The organism is Bacillus sp. NEAU-CP5 (assembly GCF_026420705.1).
Classification (GTDB): Bacteria; Bacillota; Bacilli; order Bacillales; family Bacillaceae; genus Bacillus; species Bacillus velezensis.
The window spans coordinates 315,832-334,739 of sequence record NZ_JAPMOV010000003.1; the positions used below are offsets into that span (position 1 = coordinate 315,832).

An 18,908-nucleotide genomic window follows, 5' to 3' on the forward strand; every position below is an offset into this window, starting at 1 on the left:
TCCTTTTGATTTACGCTTATTTTTGAATTAAAGATGTTCCGGTCATTTCTTTCGGTTTTTCAACACCGAGAAGGTCTAATAACGTTGGTGCGAGGTCGCCTAGGATTCCGCCTTCGCGCAGCGTCACGCCTTCTTTCGTCACAATGACAGGGACTGGGTTTGTCGTATGGGCAGTGTGCGGTTCGCCTGTTTCTGTAATCAGAATGTCTGCATTACCGTGATCAGCGGTAATGATGGCATGTCCGCCTTTAGCGATGATGGCGTCAACCACTTCGCCTAAGCATTCGTCCACTGCTTCAATTGCTTTAATCGTCGGTTCGACCATTCCGGAGTGGCCGACCATGTCAGGGTTTGCAAAGTTCAGGATGATCGCGTCGTGCTTGTCAGCCGCGATTTCTTTTACAAGAGCATCCTTCACTTCATACGCGCTCATTTCAGGCTTCAGGTCATATGTCGCGACCTTCGGCGAGTTAATGAGGATGCGCTCTTCGCCCGGGAATTCTTCTTCGCGGCCGCCGCTCATAAAGAACGTAACGTGCGGATACTTTTCAGTTTCTGCAATGCGAAGCTGTTTTAACCCGTGCTGTGCTAATACTTCACCGACCGTATTGTCAAGGTTTACCGGTTTAAAAGCCACATATCCGTCAACAGATTCACTGAAGTGAGTCAGGCAGACGAAATACAGGTTTTTCGGATGGTTTTCACCGCGGTCGAAATCGCGGAAATCTTTGTTGGTAAACGTGTTTGAAATCTGGATGGCGCGGTCCGGTCTGAAATTATAGAAAATCACAGAATCGCCGTCATGAATTTTCGCAACGGGTTCACCGTTTTCTTTTGTGATGACGGACGGAATGACGAATTCATCATGAATGCCGTTCGCATAAGAATCGTCGACTACATCCATCGCGCTGCGGTAAGACGGGCCTTCGCCGTAAGCCATTGCGCGGTACGCTTTTTCCACACGGTCCCAGCGTTTGTCGCGGTCCATGGAGTAGTAGCGTCCGGAAATGCTGGCGATTTCGCCGACACCGATTTCTTCGATCTGCTCATTCAGCTGCTGAATGTAAGTTTTCGCTGTTTGCGGACCTACATCGCGGCCGTCGAGGAAACCGTGAATATACACCTTCGTCAGTCCTTCACTTTTCGCAAGCTTCAGCAGCGCGAATAAATGATTGATATGACTGTGTACGCCTCCGTCAGAAAGAAGGCCGAACAGGTGCAGCGCTTTGTCGTTGTCTTTCGCGTTTTTGATGGCGTCAAGGAACGTTTGATTGCGTTCGAATTCGCCTTCGCGGATGGCAACGTTCACGCGTGTTAAGCTTTGGTACACAATACGTCCTGCGCCGATATTCAGATGACCGACTTCAGAGTTCCCCATCTGTCCTTCAGGCAGTCCGACTGCTTCGCCTGATGCCGTCAGCGTCTGATGAGGGTATTGGTTCCAATAACGGTCGAAATTCGGTTTTTTCGCTTGTGCGACTGCGTTTCCGACTGTTTCATTGCGTAATCCGAACCCATCAAGAATGATGAGTGCAGCTGGTTTTTTACTCATATTGACCTTCCTCCAATAATTGAACGAATGACTGCGGTTCAAGGCTTGCGCCGCCGACCAAAGCACCGTCAATATCGGACTCTGCCATATATTCTTTAATATTTGCAGGTTTTACGCTGCCGCCGTATTGAATGCGGAGCTTGTCAGCAGTTTCCTGGCTGAAGCTTTCAGCAACGACTTTACGGATATGCGCGCAGACGTCGTTAGCATCTTTCGCTGTAGAAGATTTGCCTGTTCCGATTGCCCAGATTGGCTCGTACGCAATAACGGAAGCGGCAACTTGCTCTTCAGAAAGACCCGCAAGACCTTTTTTCACTTGATCGGCAACAAGATCATTTGTTTTTCCGGCTTCGCGCTCTTCAAGCGTTTCACCTACGCAAATGATCGGCACAATGCCGTGTTTGAAAGCGGCATGCGCTTTTTTGTTAACTGTTTCATCAGTTTCAGCGAACATTTCACGGCGCTCAGAGTGGCCGATGACGCAGTAATCCACGCCAAGGTCTTTCAGAGCGACCGGGCTGATTTCACCTGTGAACGCACCGTTTTCTTCAAAATGCATGTTTTGGGCGCCGACTTTCAGGTCAGTTCCTTTAACAGCAGAAGTCAGCTTTTCTAAGAAAAGAGCTGGTGCGCAAACAACGGCTTCCGCTTTGTCTGCTGCTGGAATGGAAGATTTCACTTCTTCAACGAAGCTGACAGCTTCGCCGAGTGTTTTGTTCATTTTCCAGTTACCGGCTATAATTGGTTTTCTCATCTGTTCCACTTCCTTATAGCAGTTTTTATTTATCGTTCAGCGCAGCTACACCTGGAAGCTCTTTGCCTTCCATGAATTCAAGGGATGCGCCGCCGCCTGTTGAGATATGGCTCATTTTGTCAGCAAGGCCGAATTTTTCAACGGCTGCCGCAGAGTCTCCTCCGCCGATGACAGAGTATGTATCGTTTGCCTCTGCCAATGCTTCAGCCACTGCTTTTGTGCCTTGAGCGAACAAGTCGATTTCGAATACGCCCATCGGTCCGTTCCATACGACAAGTTTGCTGTTTTTGATAACTTCAGCATACGTTTCGCGGGTTTTCGTTCCGATGTCGATCGCTTCTAAATCACTTGGGATCTCAGAGATCGGCACGATTTGAACGTTTGCATCGTTAGAGAAATCATCAGCAACGAGAACGTCTTCCGGCATATAGAATTTAACGCCTTTTTCTTTCGCGCGGTCCATGAATGATTTTGCAAGTTCGATTTTATCTTCTTCAAGAAGAGATTTACCGACTTCATAGCCAAGCGCTTTTACGAATGTGTAAGCAAGACCTCCGCCGATGATCAGGTTGTCCACTTTATCAAGCAGACTTTCGATTACGCCGATTTTGTCTTTTACTTTCGCGCCGCCGATGATTGCCGTAAACGGGCGCTCAGGATTTGTCACGGCTTTGCCGAGAACGTCAAGCTCTTTTTCCATCAGGAATCCTGCAACCGCCGGCAGATGCTCGGCAATTCCGGCTGTAGATGCGTGAGCACGGTGGGCAGCACCGAATGCGTCATTGACATATACATCCGCAAGCTCAGCAAATGCTTTAGCAAGCTCAGGATCGTTTTTCTCTTCACCAGGGTAGAAACGTACGTTTTCCAATACAAGAACGTCTCCGTCCTTCATATCAGAAATTTGTGCTTTTACAGCATCGCCGTAAGCTTCATCCGCTTTTTTCACTTCTTTGCCGAGCAGTTCGCCTAAGCGTGCAGCGACAGGAGTTAAACGAAGCTCCTCAACCACTTCGCCTTTCGGGCGGCCTAAGTGGCTCGCAAGAAGGACTTTCGCGCCTTGGTCTGCAAGGTGTTTGATTGTTGGAAGCGCAGCGCGGATACGAGTATCGTCTGTTACTTCCCCGTCTTTCATTGGAACGTTAAAGTCAACGCGGCAGAATACGACTTTGCCTTTTACGTCGATGTCTTTTACTGTTTTTTTATTCATGCCTTAGGAGATCCTCCTTCAAAATGGTTTGCATAGCACGAAAAACGTGAAACGTGAAACCGCCTCATGATGCTTCCGCCGCGGGGCAGATTGCAGCTTCCGGGCACGGGGCAGATCGTCTTCTGAGCCAGGGCAGGCGGCTCAGAAAACGAAAGTGCCGCGGAAACTTCAAAACGCGGACGTTCTGCAGCAATCCGGCGCTTTCTGAAAGCCGGTTCTCATGGAAAAAGGGAAAGGGAGTCCGTCCCCTTCCCTTGTCCGCTTTCATTATAGCGTTTCTGTCCGAAAGAACCAAGTCCGGCCCTTTCCGGGAGCTATGAATTAAAGACCTTGTTTTGCGATGTAAGCTGCAAGGTCAACAACGCGGTTAGAGTAGCCGCTTTCGTTATCGTACCAAGAGATTACTTTTACCATGCTGCCTTCCATAACCATTGTAGAAAGAGCATCGATTGTAGAAGAGTTAGCATTGCCGTTGTAGTCTCCGGATACTAATGGCTCTTCGCTGTAGCCAAGGATTCCTTTAAGATCGCCTTCAGCCGCTTCTTTAAGAGCTGCGTTTACGTCTTCAGCCGTTACGTCTTTGTTAAGTTCAGCAACTAGGTCAACAAGAGAAACGTTTGGAGTCGGCACACGCATAGCTCCGCCGTTCAGTTTGCCTTTCAGTTCAGGAAGAACAAGGGAAACTGCTTTAGCAGCACCAGTTGATGTAGGAATGATGTTTTCAGCTGCTGCACGCGCACGACGGTAGTCTTTGTGCGGAAGATCAAGAATTTGCTGATCGTTTGTGTAAGAGTGAACAGTTGTCATCATACCGCGTTTGATGCCGAATTTGTCGTTAAGTACTTTTGCAAACGGCGCAAGGCAGTTTGTTGTGCAAGATGCGTTAGAGATAACATGGTGGTTAGCCGCATCGTATTTGTCTTCGTTAACACCCATAACGATTGTGATATCTTCTTCGTTAGCAGGTGCAGAGATGATAACTTTTTTCGCGCCTGCTTCTAAGTGTTTCGCAGCGTCTGCGCGTTTTGTGAAGAAACCAGTAGATTCAACTACGATTTCAACGCCTTGTTTGCCCCAGCTGAGTTTCGCAGGATCGCGCTCAGCAGAAACTTCGATTGTTTTGCCGTTAACAACAAGGTTGCTGCCGTCAACTTTAACTTCTGCATCTAATTTTCCGTGTACGGAATCATATTGTAAAAGATGAGCAAGCATGTTAGCGTCTGTTAAATCGTTAACCGCTACTACCTCAACTTCAGGATTGTTTAATGCTGCGCGGAATACGTTACGTCCAATACGACCAAAACCGTTAATACCGACTTTTACTGCCATGATTATTTCCTCCTTTAAATAAGTGAGAGATATTTATATTGAGGGACTGTTATCCCTTAATAACTTCTTTGCGGCTCCTTCGTCCGTGACGAGAACCGTGTTTCGCTGCTTTTTAAAATAAGCTTCGATTGCTTCTGCTTTTGATGATCCGCCCGCTACCGCGATAATGTCGGGAATGGCATCGAGGTCATCGAGCTGCATTCCGACTGAATGCACCTTGTGAACGACTTCTCCGTCCGCATTAAAGTAGTAGCCGAATGCCTCTGTCACCGCATGATTGTCATCTATTTTCTTCAAATCTTCCAAAGGCGTGTTTCTTCGCTCCGCCATTGTTCTAGCTTCGCCGATTCCGTGAACGAGCATACTCGCTGATTTAATCGTGTGAAGCACCTCTTTTACGGAAGGTTCTTCAATAATAGATGAGTAGGCGCCTTGTGACAGCTGTCCGGGAACGAACAAAAGCCGATAAGTGCCTGAAGCCTTTTCCGCCATATGCGCGCATATGGTGTTCGCCTGGTTTTTCACATCTTCGCCTAAACCGCCTCTTGCGGGCACAAACAGGAGCTCGCGGTTTTTTGAATCGGGCGTCATCATATCGGCGACGGCTTCAATTGTCGTACCGCCGGTTACAGCGACGATATTTTTGCCTGAAAATCTCTTTTTCATACATGCAACGGCCGCTCTCCCTAATTCTTTTTTGACCCAAGGAGATTGGTCGCTGTCTCCGGAAACGATAATGGCGTCTTTCAGATTAAGCCGCTCTTTTAATGTCTTTTCCAGAAGCGTCAATCCTAAAACATCCTTCATCGTATCTTCCAGAATCGAAAGCAGTGAATAGCCCTCTTCCGTCATTGTCATGCCGTTTGTTTTAATATCGATGAGATTCTGTTCTTTCAAAAACTGAACCTCGCTTCTGAGAACGCGCTCGGTCAATCCGAGACTGGCTGCAAGACTTCTGCGGCCGATCGGTTCGGTAAGCCTGATATACTGCAAGATTTCAAATCTTTTCTGCATCACAAGCAAAAGATCAGGCAATAATTTTTTTTGAGCTTGTATTAACTGGTTCATGACTCAAACGTTCCTTCCTATTCATACTGGACAGAAAATGTCCCGCTATGACAAAAAACGTCCCATCATAGCCAAAAAAAATTATGTCTGCTTTCTTTAATTATTTTAACAGGATGACATTGTTAATTCAACTGTTAAAGGTCAATTCCTCGACATTCTTCGCGGGATTTTCCAGTATCTCCTTGATACAGTCATTATATACAGAAACGGAATGAAGGTGACAGACAAAAGCCCGCCGGAGCGGACTTTTGTCGTAAAACGCTTTCATTTTATCCAGAGTTTTTCTATTTCTTCTAATGATTTATTTTTCGTCTCAGGGCAGATCGTCACGACAAACAAGAAACAGAGAATATTAATGACGGCAAATATCCAGAAGGTGTACGCGAGCCCTAACCCGCTGATCATCATCGGCACGAACTGGCCGATCGCCCAGTTGGCCCCCCATAAGAATATCGTCGCAATACCGGCGGCGCGTGCGCGGAGGTGGTTCGGAAAGATTTCCGAAATCATGATCCACGTAATCGGCCCGACTGATACGCAGAAAGCGGCGACGAATCCCAATATGATGACGACTAAAGCCGGACCGCTCGCCAGCTGAAAATAAAAGGCTGCCCCGATTAAGATCATGAACAGCGCCATAAAGGCAGATCCGACCCCCATCAGCTTTTTCCGGCCTACCTTATCGACTAAAAGAACCGCGATAATGGTGAAAATCACTTCAACGACACCGACGATGCATGTCGTGATAAACCCCGCATTCTGTCCGAAGCCCATCATTTTGAAAATTTCCGGCCCGTAATACGTAATCGCGTTCATGCCGATGACCTGATTGAATAAAGCCAGCAGAATCCCGATCACAAGCGCTTTTCTCAGCCCCGGTTTAAACAGCTGAGACAATGACCCCATTTTTTCTAATTGTAAAGACGTTTCGATTTGTTTGATTTCTTCTTTCGCGGTCTGCTCGCCGTTAATGCGCGTCAGCACGGCGAGGGCTTCTTTCCGGCGCCCCGCTTTCGCAAGCCAGCGCGGACTTTCCGGCACGATAAGCAGCACGATAAAAAAGATGACGGACGGAATCATGCCGTAAGCGAGCATCCACCGCCAGCCGGTGTGCACCCCCCATTCATACGAGCCGGACTGCTGGACGGCAAGGTTAATAAAATAAGTGCCGGATATCCCTAATATCGTAAACAGCTGATACAGTGAAGACAGACTGCCGCGTATGGCCGGCGGAGCGGCTTCGGTAATATACGTGACAGAAAGCGAGGAGCCCATGCCGATTCCCAGACCGCCGATGACTCTGGCGATCACTAAGGAAGACACACTTTGAGAAAGCGCAGAGACAACCGCTGACACCGCAAACAACAGCGCCGCTGCCATCAAAATCTTTCTCCGTCCGAAACGGTCACTCAAAAATCCGGAAATCCCGACGCCGAATACACCGCCGATCATAATGCTCGAAATCACGAGCCCTTCCATAAAAGGACTTAAGCGGTACAAATCTTTCAGGAAACCGATGGCGCCGGAAATCACCGCCGTGTCATAACCGTACAAAAGCCCTCCCAGTCCGGCCGCGCATGAGATGAGAATGACAAACCACTTGGAATGCTGCCGAGTGACAGGTACATTTGAGCCAATTGGTGCCGGGTGATTCTTCATGAATTTTACCCTCCCGCGAATAATAGAATAAAAACGCTTACAAAACAAAGTGCGGCGCTTGATGATGCTTTGTTTTCTTCAGAACCGCCACATTTGTACGTACTTATGGAGAATTTTATCTAAAAATGAGGAAAATTAGTACGTACAAATAAAGAATAAGCAGTTTTTCATAATCTGTCAATTATTTTTACAGCTTGATGAAAGGGCTTACTATGTTATACTGGAATTTGTCCGTATACATTTTGGAGGAATTGATATGCTACCGAAATATGCTCAAGTAAAAGAAGAAATTTGTTCATGGCTGAATCAGGGAAAAATACAGCCGGACGAAAAGCTGCCTACGGAAAATGAGCTGATGCAGCAGTTCGGCGTCAGCCGCCATACCATCAGAAAGGCGATCGGAGATTTGGTCTCGCAAGGGCTGCTGTACAGCGTTCAGGGCGGAGGCACCTTTGTCGCTTCACGCACGGCGAAATCAGCCATGCATTCAAACAAAACGATCGGCGTCATTACAACGTACATATCAGACTATATTTTTCCCAGCATCATCAGGGGAATTGAATCTTATTTAAGCGAACAGGGCTATTCCATGCTGCTGACGAGCACCAATAACAATACAGAAAGTGAGCGGCGCGGCCTTGAAAACCTGCTGTCCAAAAATATAGACGGGCTGATTGTCGAGCCTACAAAAAGCGCGCTGCAGACGCCCAACATCGGCTACTATCTCAATCTGGAGAAAAACGGCATTCCGTTTGCCATGATTAACGCCTCTTATGCGGAGCTGGCCGCACCGAGCTTTTCCGTCAATGATGTCAAAGGCGGCATGATGGCTTGCGAATACGTCATGTCCCTCGGCCACACGCACATTATGGGAATCTTTAAAGCGGATGACACGCAGGGCGTCAAACGGATGAACGGCTATCTTCAGGCGCATCGGGAGCGCGGGATTTTCCCGTCTCCGGACATGATCGTGACTTACACGACTGAGGAAAAAGAAACCGTGCTTCTCCAAAAAATTAAGCATACCCTTGAGCAAAACAGCGGGTCATATCCGTCGGCCATCCTTTGCTACAATGACGAAATTGCGCTGAAGACGATTAATCTTCTCAGGGAATTGGGGTTAAAGGTGCCTGATGACGTATCGGTCATGGGCTATGACGATTCACATTTCGCCCAGATTTCCGAGGTGAAGCTCACCTCTGTCAAGCATCCGAAATCCATTATGGGGAAAGCGGCGGCAAAATACGTCATCGACTGCTTAGAACATAAAAAGCCGAAGAAGGATGACGTCGTGTATGAACCGGAACTCGTCATCCGGAATTCAGTCAAGCGGGTCGGCGAATAAAAAAAGCAATGTGCGCGGCACATTGCTTTTTTTGCTCAGCTGTTTTTTAATTCGGCGATGATTTCAAATGATCTCATTCTGTCGGCATGCTCAAAGCTTTCTGAATTCACCATGATTTCATCCGCCTGTGTTGTCCGGATGAAGCTTTCCAGCTTTTCCTTCACACGCTCCGGTCCGCCGACGATCGTTGAACTGAGCTGATCATTGACCATCGCTTTTTCATACGGCGACCAGATTTGATCCATGTCTTCAACAGGAGGCTTCAGCTGGTTCGGCGTGCCGCGGACGAGGTCTAAAAATCTTTGATAATGCGATGTTGCCAGATGCTCCGCCTTTTCATCCGTATCGGCGGCAATGACGGTGACGCCGACCATCGCGTACGGTTGATCCAGTACGTCTGACGGACGGAAGGAGCTGCGGTACAGTTCAAGAGCGGGCACGGTATTTTTCGGTGAGAAGTGAGCCGCAAAGGCGAACGGAAGCCCGAGCTCTCCCGCAAGACGCGCGCTGAAGCCGCTTGAGCCCAAAAGCCAGATCGGCACGTCCAGCCCTTCGCCCGGAATGGCGCGGACTTGATTGCGCACATTGCCTGACGGTTTGAAGTAATTTCTCAATTCTTCAAGCTGCTCCGGAAAATCTTCCCCGCTGTTTATGTTTCTTCGTAAAGCTCTCGCCGTTAATTGGTCGGTTCCCGGCGCGCGTCCGAGCCCCAGGTCAATCCGCCCCGGATATAACGTTTCAAGGGTTCCGAATTGCTCCGCGATCACAAGTGAAGAATGATTCGGCAGCATAATCCCCCCAGAACCGACGCGGATTTTTTTCGTGCCGCCGGCGATGTGGCCGATCAGCACCGCCGTTGCCGAGCTGGCGACGCCTTCTATATTATGATGCTCCGCAAGCCAATAGCGGTTATAGCCCCACTCCTCGGCGCGGCGCGCTAAATCCATGCTGTTGCGGAACGATTCAGCAACCGTTCCCCCCTGTACGACCGGCGATAAATTCAATACGGAAAACGCAGTATCTTTCAATGTATGTTCAGCCATCGTTTTCTCCTTTATGGTTTAGTGTAAGCAGATCTTAAACAAGGTCTCTACCACACACCTTACCACAGCTTTTCCCGTGAGTTAAACAATTTGATTCGATGATCTTCGAACAATCAGTCAGCGGTCGTCACTAGTGAACTCTGTATGAATGAATCTATTACATTCAGATATGATAAGCTTTTCATCCTATAAAAGTGAAAATCTATCGTTGAATGAACAAACCCAATAATGTTAAGATATGTATGATATTGAATAGGAAGGAAGTCATTGTCTATATGCGTAAAAAAATCTTAATGGCACTCACAACAGCTTTACTGGCAGCAATCTTCTTTACAGGAAACACCGATAAGGCATATGCTGCAGACTTTTACTCCGGCACTCAGCAGCATTTAAATGTAAGCGGATTTACCGATGCCTCCTACTACACTAAAAAAGCGAAAAGTGTCGATTTTACTCTCAGTACAGCGTATCCGTCAGATCGAACTTTTAAAGGAAACCTATACTTACAGCGAAAGTCCGGAAAGAAATGGACGACTTGTAAAAAAACAACTTTTTCTTTCTCAGTAAGGGTGACTAAGTCATTCTCTTTAAAAGGATGCAAGACAGGTTATTATCGTGTCAAAGCTACGTTCAGCGGTTCAAAACTTGTCAATACGACTAACTCTTTTAAAATTAACCGATAAGATTCAGGACCCTATGATGATTAGGGTCTTTTTTTATTCATTCTTTGTGAGTTCCTGTGCGATTTGAATAAAAAGTTTTGCCGCCAATGAAGCCTCCTTTATAGAAGGAACGGCAAGCAGAACATCACGGTACACCGCCTGATTGAGTTCCCTTGTCACGACATTTTCCGGCAGCGATATTCCCGACATAGACATTTGTGATAATATCGCAATTCCCAGCCCCTCTTTGATCATGCTGATGGACGTATTGACGTTGTAAACAGTGAATGCGGCAGTCAGTACAGATCCTGCCTCCCTAAACATATCAATAAACGGTGATTCGTATCCTCCGTCACAGATGATCATCGGCTGGCGGTCAAGATCTTTCAGAGTGATTGACTCACAGCAGCAAAGCGGGTGATCATTTCTAAGCACGACGGCCATTTTATCTTTTTTCAGCGGCAGATATTCCATGTCTTCCGTAGGAAAAAGAGTGATACCCACATCTATTACCCGGGAGCGGAGCCATTCCTTTACTTCGTTAACCGTTCCTTCATGAAGCACCAACTCAAGCTTCGGATACCGTTTTTTAAACACGCTGATCAGCTTTGGAATGAAATAAGCGGAAGCGGCCGGAAATGTGCCGATGTGAATCGTTCCCTGTTCAAGACCTCTTTCCGCGGCCGCCAGCTGCTCGGCTTTTTCTATGCCTTTGAGCACCTCTCTGATATGGACGAGAATTTTTCCGCCCGTGTCCGTGAGCCTTACGCCGTTGCGGCGCTCGCGGACGATCAGCTTGATGCCGAGCTCTGACTCAAGCGCAGAGATGGCATGGCTGACGGCGGGCTGCGTCATATTCAGCGCCTGCCCCGCTTTTGTAAAGCTTCCCGTTTCAGCGATTTTAACAAAAACCCGCAGTTGTGTAATCGTCATAACGTTTTACTTATGCTCCTTATAAAAAAGATTCATTTTATTTATCTTACTGATTACCGTATCATATGATGGAATTGTTCTACAAGGAGTGAACGACGTGAAACAGCTTTCGAAAATACAGACGGCTCTAATGCTGGCGTTTCTAGTCACGGTATGGGGAATTAACTGGCCGCTGACAAAGGCCGCGCTTGCCTATTCGCCGCCTCTTCTGTTTGCCGGAATCCGCACGCTGATCGGCGGACTTCTATTATTAATGGCGGCGCTGCCCCGTTTTAAAAAGCTGCGTTTTAAAGAAACGTGGCCGATCTATCTTATTTCTGCCATTTTAAATATTACTTTATTTTACGGCCTGCAAACGGTCGGCTTGAATTACCTGCCTGCCGGCTTATTTTCAGCCATCGTGTTTTTCCAGCCGGTGTTAATGGGCGTTTTTTCTTGGCTGTGGCTCGGGGAATCGATGTATCCTTTAAAAATAGCCGGTCTTATTCTGGGCTTTGCCGGTGTCGCCGTCATCAGCGCAGCCGGTTTCGGAGGCCATATTTCCATCGCCGGCATTCTTTTGGCCTTAGGCTCCGCGGTCAGCTGGGCGCTCGGCACGGTATATGTGAAAAGAACGGGCGGACGCGCGGATTCTATCTGGATGGTCGCTCTTCAGCTTCTGATCGGCGGCGTGCTGCTTGTCAGCTCCGGCCATTTTTCAGAAAGCTTTTCAGCGATTCAATGGAAAGCTCCGTTCATTCTCAGCCTTCTGTTCATTTCAGTTTTTGTTATCGCGCTCGGCTGGCTCGCCTTTTTTACGCTTGTCGGTTCAGGGGAAGCAAGCAAGGTTGCCTCTTACACCTTCCTGATCCCGCTCATATCCATTACCGTCAGCTCGATATTCCTGCATGAGCCGCTGACCGTCAGCCTTTTAGCCGGACTGCTTCTGATCGTCACAAGCATTTGTTTTGTGAATATAACACCGAAGAAACTGAAAACACCTGCTCTGGCCGCAGAAAAAAAGGCCGTTCATTAAAAAAACTCTTGCCGCGGGGCAAGAGTTTTTTTATTTATTGACGTCTCCCTTTCACGAGATACGCGGCCGTAATGAGGAGATAGATGGCCGCAGTGATGCATGTGATGACGATGGATGTCGTGGCAATCACGCCGACCAAGATGGCCAAAAGCGCAAGCACTGCGAACCATGTCGTGTACGGGAACCATTTGACGTAATAAGCCGGCTGTTCTGTTGAATGTTTTCTTGATTTCAAATGGGCGAATCCGATAATCAGCCAGATGAACAGCACGGTATAGCCGAGGGAACCCATCAAATAATTAAACGTCTGGCTTCCTGCGAATAAAGAAATCAGGACGCCTACATATAAAAATGACGTACAAGTCAGAATCGCATAAACGGGAACCTTTTTCTTCGACAGTTTTGAAAAGATTTTCGGCACCCGGCCGTCAGAAGCCTGTGTAAACAAGACGCGGGATGATCCGTACAGTCCCGAGTTCATAGACGAGATAATCGCAAGAAGAATGACGGCATTCATAATATGGTCGGCACCCGGAATCCCGATCATCTTAAATACTATGACAAACGGGCTTTCCGGAACGCTGTTGACTTGATTCCAAGGAATCAGGCTGACGATGATGAAAAACGGCAGCAAGTAAAAAGCGACAATCCGCGTTAACGTGCTTCGGACAGCTTTCGGGATCACCTTTTCGGGATTTTTTGTCTCCGCCAGCGTGACGCCGATGATTTCCGTTCCGCCGTATGAGTAGATCACGACGAGCATCGCCGTAATGACGCCCCCCGCTCCATGCGGGAAAAACCCTCCGTGATCCGTTAAATGAGACAGCCCCGGCGCCGTGTGATTGCCGAATGAGAAAAATAATAGCAGAATCCCGCATAAAATAAAGATGACAATCACTGTAATTTTAATGAGCGCGAGCCAGTACTCCGTCTCGGCAAACAGTTTCACAGAAAGCATGTTTACGACCGTCACCACAATGGAAATGATCAAAGCCAATATCCATATCGGACATTCCGGCAGCCAATATTGAATGAAAATGGCGGCTACGACCGCCTCCGCGGCAATATTGAGCACCCACATTTTCCAATAGATCCAGTCTAAAAAGTATGCAGCGTACGACCCGAGAGACTGCTGAACCAAATCACGGAACGTCCTTGCATGTTTGTTTCTGACTGCCATTTCGGCCAGCCCCTGCATAATAAACAGCAGAATGATTCCGCCGAGGAGGTAGGCCAATAACACGGATGGCCCCGCTTCATCAATCGCCGTGCTGCTGCCTTTAAAGAGCCCGGCCCCGATTGCGCCTCCAAGCGCCATCATCATAATGTGTCTGGACGACATCGTCCGTTTTAACGTTTGCTTGTCCTTTTCCATCTATCACACGCCCTCTCGCAAAAAGTGTTCATCACATAAAAAAGCACGCCGCCTCTTTGGGAAAAGAGACGGCGTGCCTCAGGCAGCCGCGGTACCACTCTTGTTGATCCCGAATATCCGGAATCCAGCTTAAAAACCTTTTAACGAAGGTCAGCCGTTAGGACATAGGGAATATTCCGACAATTCCGTTCCGCCCTGCCACTTCCGGGCGAGTTCAAAGAACAATCAGTCCGCGTTGCACCAACCCGCGGCTCTCTTTTTCTGACTGGATTCTTTTACTGCTCCCGTTCACAGTGTTTTATGTTAAATGAATCTCTTGAGTTTTTATTTTCTGAATATAGTAACATAATATACAGTCTTCTATTTTCAAAGTCAATACTAATTTTTGCCGCCTATTGTCCTTCCCGGTCATTCGAAAGTCTAAGCTGAAATCCGGACACAAGGCTTTGCTTTCCGGGCGCCGCGCTTTCCGCTTTCACCTTTGTGTTTGCGTATAAAAACAGCGCAAGCGCAATGCCGAATGATATGACGAGAATCCATGCTTTTTTCATCCAGATGCCTCCTCACTTTCTATCATCGGCGGCTTTTTCTCTTTTTTTTATACGCCAAATTAAAAAAACAATTTTAAAATTCTGTTTTCCTTATATTAAAACTTGCTTTATCATAAAAGTATGCGTTTACATTCGAGTAGGGAGGTTATAGCATGACCCCTGTGAATTCAAGCAGCATCGGGAAGATTCAGGCGGCCAGCAAAGGTTTGTCGCCAAAATTGAGAGCGATTGCAGACCATATCGTGAAGGAACCGAAAGACGTGATTCACCTTTCCATCATTCAGCTGGCGGAAAAAACGAAAAGCTCTGAAGCGACGATTTTCAGGCTGTGCAAACGGCTCGGTTTTTCCGGCTATCAGGATTTAAAAATCGCGATTGCTCAGGAGATCGTTCAGGAGCCGGTGCAGCACATTCATGAAGAAATGAGCCCCGACGACGATATCGAAGTCATCATCCAGAAAGTTTTCCGCACAAACATTTCCGGTCTGACCGATACCTTTCATTTATTAGATCCGACTGACGTTGAAAAAGCGGTAGAAATGATCCACCGCGCAGACAGAATCGAATTTTACGGAAACGGCGGTTCCGGGCTGATCGCCACTGATGCGTATCATAAATTTATGCGTACGGGTATAAATTGCATCGCGCACACGGATTCTCACTTTCAGGCGATGTCAGCGGGTCTTCTCGGTCCCGATAGCGCAGTCATCGGCATTTCTCATTCGGGAAGCAACAAGGACGTGCTCGACGCGGTGAAAACGGCCAAATCGCTCGGCGCCGGCACGATCGGCATTACAAGCTACCAAAAGTCGCCGCTCACCCAGATTTCCGACGTGGTGCTGTATACGTCAACAAGGGAAACGGCTTTCAGAACGGAAGCAATGTCCGCAAGGCTTGCCCAGCTGTCGGTCATTGATACACTGTATTTCGCCACGGCCCGGCTGCGGCAGGAGAAAACGCTCGCCAACTTGCAGCAAATCAGAAAAATGATCGCACACAAACGTTTGTAATATTTATTTTTCAAAAGAGAAAATGCCGATACAGCGGGAATTGAGGCAATTTTATGAAAAAATTTTTCTTCTTCATCGTTGATTTATAAAAAAATTATTCCTATAATTGACTTTGTAAGGGCATACATTATCAATCTATCTTATTATTCAATCAGATTAGGCGGGATATATTATGAAGGAAACCCAAGCTGTTATCGGTCTGGATATCGGCACGACCAGTACGAAAGCCGTTCTGTTCGGACCAAGAGGCAAAGTGTTAGCCAAGCATTCGGTTCACTATGATTTAATACAGCCAAAGCCGGCATGGGCCGAGCAGGATCCTGAGCACATTTTGGAAGCGGTGATCGGAAGCATCAGGGACGCCGTCACAAAGGCCGGAATGAGCCCTGACAATCTGCTTGCAATCGGCATCAGCACCGCTATGCACTCATTGATAGCTGTCGATCAAAACGGCGGCCTGCTGACCAAAAGCATCATTTGGGCGGACAACCGCAGCGCCGAGCAATCAAAACGGATTTTAAAAGAGATGAACGGTTTTGATATTTATAAAAGAACGGGTACGCCGATTCACCCGATGTCTCCGCTTTCCAAAATTGTGTGGATGAAAGAACAGGACAAGGAGACATTCGCGAAAACCGCCAAATTCATCAGTATTAAAGAATATATTCTGCACGAGTTTTTCGGAACTTATGTCGTCGATTATTCGATCGCTTCGGCAACGGGGCTGTTCCGTTTAGATACGCTTTCCTGGGATGAAGAAGCGCTCCGGATTGCCGGAATCCGGGAAGATCAGCTGTCGGACATCGTGCCGACCACTCATCAGCTGCGCGGCCTTGCGCCGGAAATCGCTGCACGGATGGGCATTCATGCGGATACACCGTTTATTATCGGCGCAAATGACGGCGTGCTCGCCAACCTTGGAGTCGGCGCGATCGGCAAAGGAGAAGTGGCCGTTACGATCGGAACAAGCGGAGCAGTGCGTTCGGTGACGGATGCGCCGATTACGGATGAAAAAGCGCGGACATTCTGTTACGCGCTGACTGACAAGCATTGGGTCATCGGAGGCCCGACGAATAACGGAGGCATTATGCTGCGCTGGCTTCGAGACGAATTCGCTTCTCCGGAAGTCGAAACGGCGAAGCGGCTCGGCATTGATCCGTACGATTTAATGATTGATATCGCTGATAAAGTGCCCGCAGGCTCTGAGGGATTGCTGTTTCTGCCGTTTTTATCAGGGGAGCGCGCGCCGTTTTGGAATCCGAATGCCCGCGGAACGTTTTTCGGCATCAGCCTCCGCCATAAACGGGAGCATTTTATCAGAGCGGTGCTGGAAGGCGTCATCATGAGCGTCTTTTCAATCGGTGTCGCACTGAGAGATTTGGCGGGCCCTGCAAAAGACGTGCGGGCTTCGGGAGGATTTGCGAGATCACCGCTTTGGAGGCAGATTTTGTCCGATACGATGGGACGGGAAGTCCTCGTTCCGGAAAGTTACGAAGCCTCGGCGCTCGGAGCGGCCGTTCTCGCTTTGCACAGCCTTGGCGAAATGGAACGAATCGAGGATGTTCAGGACTGGATCAGAATTTCTCACCGCCATGAACCGAACGTCAAAAACAGCGAAACATATATTGAGCTGTTTTACTTATACGAGCGGCTGTATGACAAGCTCAAAGATGAATTTGACGTCATCAGTGAATTTCAGCTCAAACAAAGCCGTTAATTCTTCTTTGAAAGGGTGAAAAGGTCATGTTACTGTTTATTGTCATTGCCGCTATTATCGTTTTACTCTTATTGATTACGGTCGCTAAATTAAATCCGTTTATCAGTCTGCTGATTACATCCATCCTTGTCGGTTTCGCAACGGGCATGAATCTGCCGGACATTATCGCTTCGATGAAAACCGGGCTCGGCAATACGCTGTCGCTGCTTGCGATCGTGCTGGCCCTCGGTACGATGCTCGGAAAAATGATGGCTGAATCAGGCGGTGCGGAGCGTATCGCCCACACCCTGATCGGCCGCTTCGGCAAAAAGAAAGTGCATTGGGCGATGATGGCCGTCGCTTTTATCGTCGGCATCCCGGTCTTTTTCCAGGTCGGCTTCGTCCTGCTCGTGCCGCTTTTGTTTACGATTGCAATTGAAACCGGGGTTTCATTAGTGACGATCGGGATTCCGCTCCTTGCGGGACTTTCCGTCGTGCACGGATTGGTTCCGCCCCACCCGGCGGCGATGGCAGCTGTCGGCATTTATCACGCCAATGTCGGAAAAACGATTTTGTTTTCTTTAATCGTCGGCATTCCGACTGCCATCATCGCCGGGCCGCTTTACGGAAAATGGATTGGTAAGCGCATTCATAAACCCGTTCCCGAACTGTTGAAAAAACAATTTATTGAACGGAATGAAAAACGCAAGCTTCCGGGATTCGCAAATACATTGTTTACGATATTGGTACCGGTGATCCTGATGCTTATGGCAACGCTTGCCGAAATTGCGCTTCCGGAAAAAAGCACGCTCTATGAAACTTTTAAATTTATCGGCGACCCTGTCACGGCGCTTTTGATCGCCACGGTTTACTCCTTTTTCAGCCTTGGTTTTTATCAGGGCTTTGACAGAGAAAGCATTTTAAAATTCAGCAATGACTGTCTGGGACCGATTGCTTCCATTCTGCTTGTGATCGGAGCCGGCGGCGCTTTTAACAACGTCCTGATTGATTCAGGCGTCGGCACGTATATAGCTGACATGGCGAAGCACTCAAGCTTCTCTCCCGTTCTTTTAAGCTGGACGATCGCGGCGGTCATCCGTGTCGCCACAGGTTCAGCGACTGTCGCCATGATGACGGCGGCCGGCATTGTTGCACCGATTGCATCTGTCATGCCGGGCGTCAGCAGCGAGCTTCTCGTTTTGGCAACGGGAGCGGGCTCTTTGATTCTGTCACATGTCAATGACTCCGGTTTCTGGCTCATTAAAGAGTATTTCGGAATGACAGTAAAAGAAACATTCCTGACATGGACAGCGATGGAAACGATTATTTCTGTCAGTGCGATCTGTTTTATCATGATCATTAACGCGTTTATATAAAAACAAACCCCGGCCGAATAAAGTGACGCCTGTCAAGAAAAGACACGAAGCAGCCTGAGTCCTGTATTGATATGGGCTCAGGTTGTTTCACTTCTTTTGGAACCGTTGATGGTTGAAAAAAAGAATATATTTACATACTGCTTCTTGAACTGCTTCAGCTGTCTGATAACCCATCCTATCATTTAGGCGAAGATCAACAACTTTTTTCTTAAAGTGAATATCATAAGTTTTACGTGTTTTCCCCATAAAAAATCCCCTCCATTGCAGACAGATCAGTATGCTTTCTTTTTTCTGTCTGCTATGAGGGGATCATATCAATATGAGCTGGGC

General features: G+C 47.9%; 17 protein-coding genes and 1 other annotated feature. Of the genes, 6 read left to right on the forward strand and 11 right to left on the reverse strand.

Going from position 1 to position 18,908, the window contains the following annotated elements; all coding sequences use genetic code 11:
- Nucleotides 1-16: 16 nt before the first annotated feature.
- The 6 genes from gpmI to OTK50_RS11675 all read right to left on the reverse strand — a co-directional run bounded on the left by gpmI (nt 17) and on the right by OTK50_RS11675 (nt 7,572).
- Nucleotides 17-1,552, reverse strand: coding sequence for a 2,3-bisphosphoglycerate-independent phosphoglycerate mutase (gene gpmI, locus OTK50_RS11650; RefSeq protein WP_003151620.1), 1,536 nt, complete (start codon nt 1,550-1,552; stop codon nt 17-19).
- Nucleotides 1,545-2,306, reverse strand: a complete 762-nt coding sequence (gene tpiA, locus OTK50_RS11655) for a triose-phosphate isomerase (protein WP_003151618.1) — start codon at nt 2,304-2,306, stop codon at nt 1,545-1,547. The genes gpmI and tpiA overlap by 8 nt, the downstream gene beginning before the upstream one ends.
- 25 nt (nt 2,307-2,331) lie before the next feature.
- On the reverse strand, nt 2,332-3,516 hold the full coding sequence (locus OTK50_RS11660; RefSeq protein WP_003151616.1) for a phosphoglycerate kinase: 1,185 nt from the start codon (nt 3,514-3,516) through the stop codon (nt 2,332-2,334).
- Nucleotides 3,517-3,837: 321 nt separating this feature from the next.
- Nucleotides 3,838-4,845 (reverse strand): type I glyceraldehyde-3-phosphate dehydrogenase, encoded by a 1,008-nt coding sequence (gap, locus tag OTK50_RS11665; RefSeq protein WP_003151611.1) that lies wholly within the window; start codon nt 4,843-4,845, stop codon nt 3,838-3,840.
- Between the two features lie 33 nt (nt 4,846-4,878).
- Entirely contained in the window at nt 4,879-5,913 is a 1,035-nt protein-coding gene (cggR, locus tag OTK50_RS11670; protein ID WP_003151607.1) for a gapA transcriptional regulator CggR, read from the reverse strand.
- 264 nt (nt 5,914-6,177) lie between these two features.
- Nucleotides 6,178-7,572 (reverse strand): sugar porter family MFS transporter, encoded by a 1,395-nt coding sequence (locus tag OTK50_RS11675; RefSeq protein ID WP_088461692.1) that lies wholly within the window; start codon nt 7,570-7,572, stop codon nt 6,178-6,180.
- Between the two features lie 256 nt (nt 7,573-7,828).
- Between OTK50_RS11675 and OTK50_RS11680 the strand changes: the two genes are divergently transcribed.
- Nucleotides 7,829-8,917 carry a GntR family transcriptional regulator gene (locus OTK50_RS11680; RefSeq protein ID WP_224223831.1) on the forward strand — a complete coding sequence of 363 codons (1,089 nt, stop codon included), beginning with the start codon at nt 7,829-7,831 and terminating at the stop codon, nt 8,915-8,917.
- Between the two features lie 35 nt (nt 8,918-8,952).
- Here the strand turns inward: OTK50_RS11680 and OTK50_RS11685 are convergent, their stop codons facing one another.
- Nucleotides 8,953-9,960 (reverse strand): LLM class flavin-dependent oxidoreductase, encoded by a 1,008-nt coding sequence (locus OTK50_RS11685; protein WP_053285140.1) that lies wholly within the window; start codon nt 9,958-9,960, stop codon nt 8,953-8,955.
- A 275-nt stretch (nt 9,961-10,235) separates the two neighbouring features.
- On the opposite strand from OTK50_RS11685, the gene OTK50_RS11690 reads away from it, so the two are divergent.
- Nucleotides 10,236-10,643 carry a hypothetical protein gene (locus OTK50_RS11690; RefSeq protein WP_003151600.1) on the forward strand — a complete coding sequence of 136 codons (408 nt, stop codon included), beginning with the start codon at nt 10,236-10,238 and terminating at the stop codon, nt 10,641-10,643.
- A gap of 33 nt (nt 10,644-10,676) precedes the next feature.
- Here OTK50_RS11690 and OTK50_RS11695 read toward each other — a convergent pair whose 3' ends face one another.
- Complete coding sequence (locus tag OTK50_RS11695; protein ID WP_044801859.1) at nt 10,677-11,555, reverse strand: LysR family transcriptional regulator; 879 nt, start codon at nt 11,553-11,555, stop codon at nt 10,677-10,679.
- A 97-nt stretch (nt 11,556-11,652) separates the two neighbouring features.
- On the opposite strand from OTK50_RS11695, the gene OTK50_RS11700 reads away from it, so the two are divergent.
- Nucleotides 11,653-12,570 (forward strand): DMT family transporter, encoded by a 918-nt coding sequence (locus OTK50_RS11700; protein ID WP_044801860.1) that lies wholly within the window; start codon nt 11,653-11,655, stop codon nt 12,568-12,570.
- Between the two features lie 34 nt (nt 12,571-12,604).
- On the opposite strand, the gene OTK50_RS11705 is transcribed toward OTK50_RS11700, so the two are convergent.
- Entirely contained in the window at nt 12,605-13,945 is a 1,341-nt protein-coding gene (locus tag OTK50_RS11705; protein WP_007613881.1) for an amino acid permease, read from the reverse strand.
- A gap of 61 nt (nt 13,946-14,006) precedes the next feature.
- Nucleotides 14,007-14,246 (reverse strand) — a binding site (T-box leader).
- A 91-nt stretch (nt 14,247-14,337) separates the two neighbouring features.
- The gene (locus OTK50_RS11710; protein ID WP_007613883.1) at nt 14,338-14,496 is read right to left on the reverse strand and encodes a hypothetical protein; all 159 of its coding nucleotides are present in this window, start codon (nt 14,494-14,496) and stop codon (nt 14,338-14,340) included.
- 152 nt (nt 14,497-14,648) lie between these two features.
- Here OTK50_RS11710 and OTK50_RS11715 point away from each other — a divergent pair, with 152 nt between their 5' ends.
- The 3 genes from OTK50_RS11715 (at nt 14,649) to OTK50_RS11725 (ending at nt 18,578) form a co-directional block, all read left to right on the forward strand.
- Nucleotides 14,649-15,506, forward strand: a complete 858-nt coding sequence (locus OTK50_RS11715) for a MurR/RpiR family transcriptional regulator (protein ID WP_224223832.1) — start codon at nt 14,649-14,651, stop codon at nt 15,504-15,506.
- A 172-nt stretch (nt 15,507-15,678) separates the two neighbouring features.
- Nucleotides 15,679-17,223, forward strand: coding sequence for a gluconokinase (gene gntK, locus OTK50_RS11720; RefSeq protein WP_105937285.1), 1,545 nt, complete (start codon nt 15,679-15,681; stop codon nt 17,221-17,223).
- 26 nt (nt 17,224-17,249) lie between these two features.
- Entirely contained in the window at nt 17,250-18,578 is a 1,329-nt protein-coding gene (locus tag OTK50_RS11725; protein ID WP_007407373.1) for a GntP family permease, read from the forward strand.
- A gap of 87 nt (nt 18,579-18,665) precedes the next feature.
- Here the strand turns inward: OTK50_RS11725 and OTK50_RS11730 are convergent, their stop codons facing one another.
- A complete protein-coding gene (locus tag OTK50_RS11730; RefSeq protein ID WP_216593171.1) occupies nt 18,666-18,824 on the reverse strand; it encodes a hypothetical protein in 159 nt (52 codons plus the stop codon).
- Nucleotides 18,825-18,908: the final 84 nt, after the last annotated feature.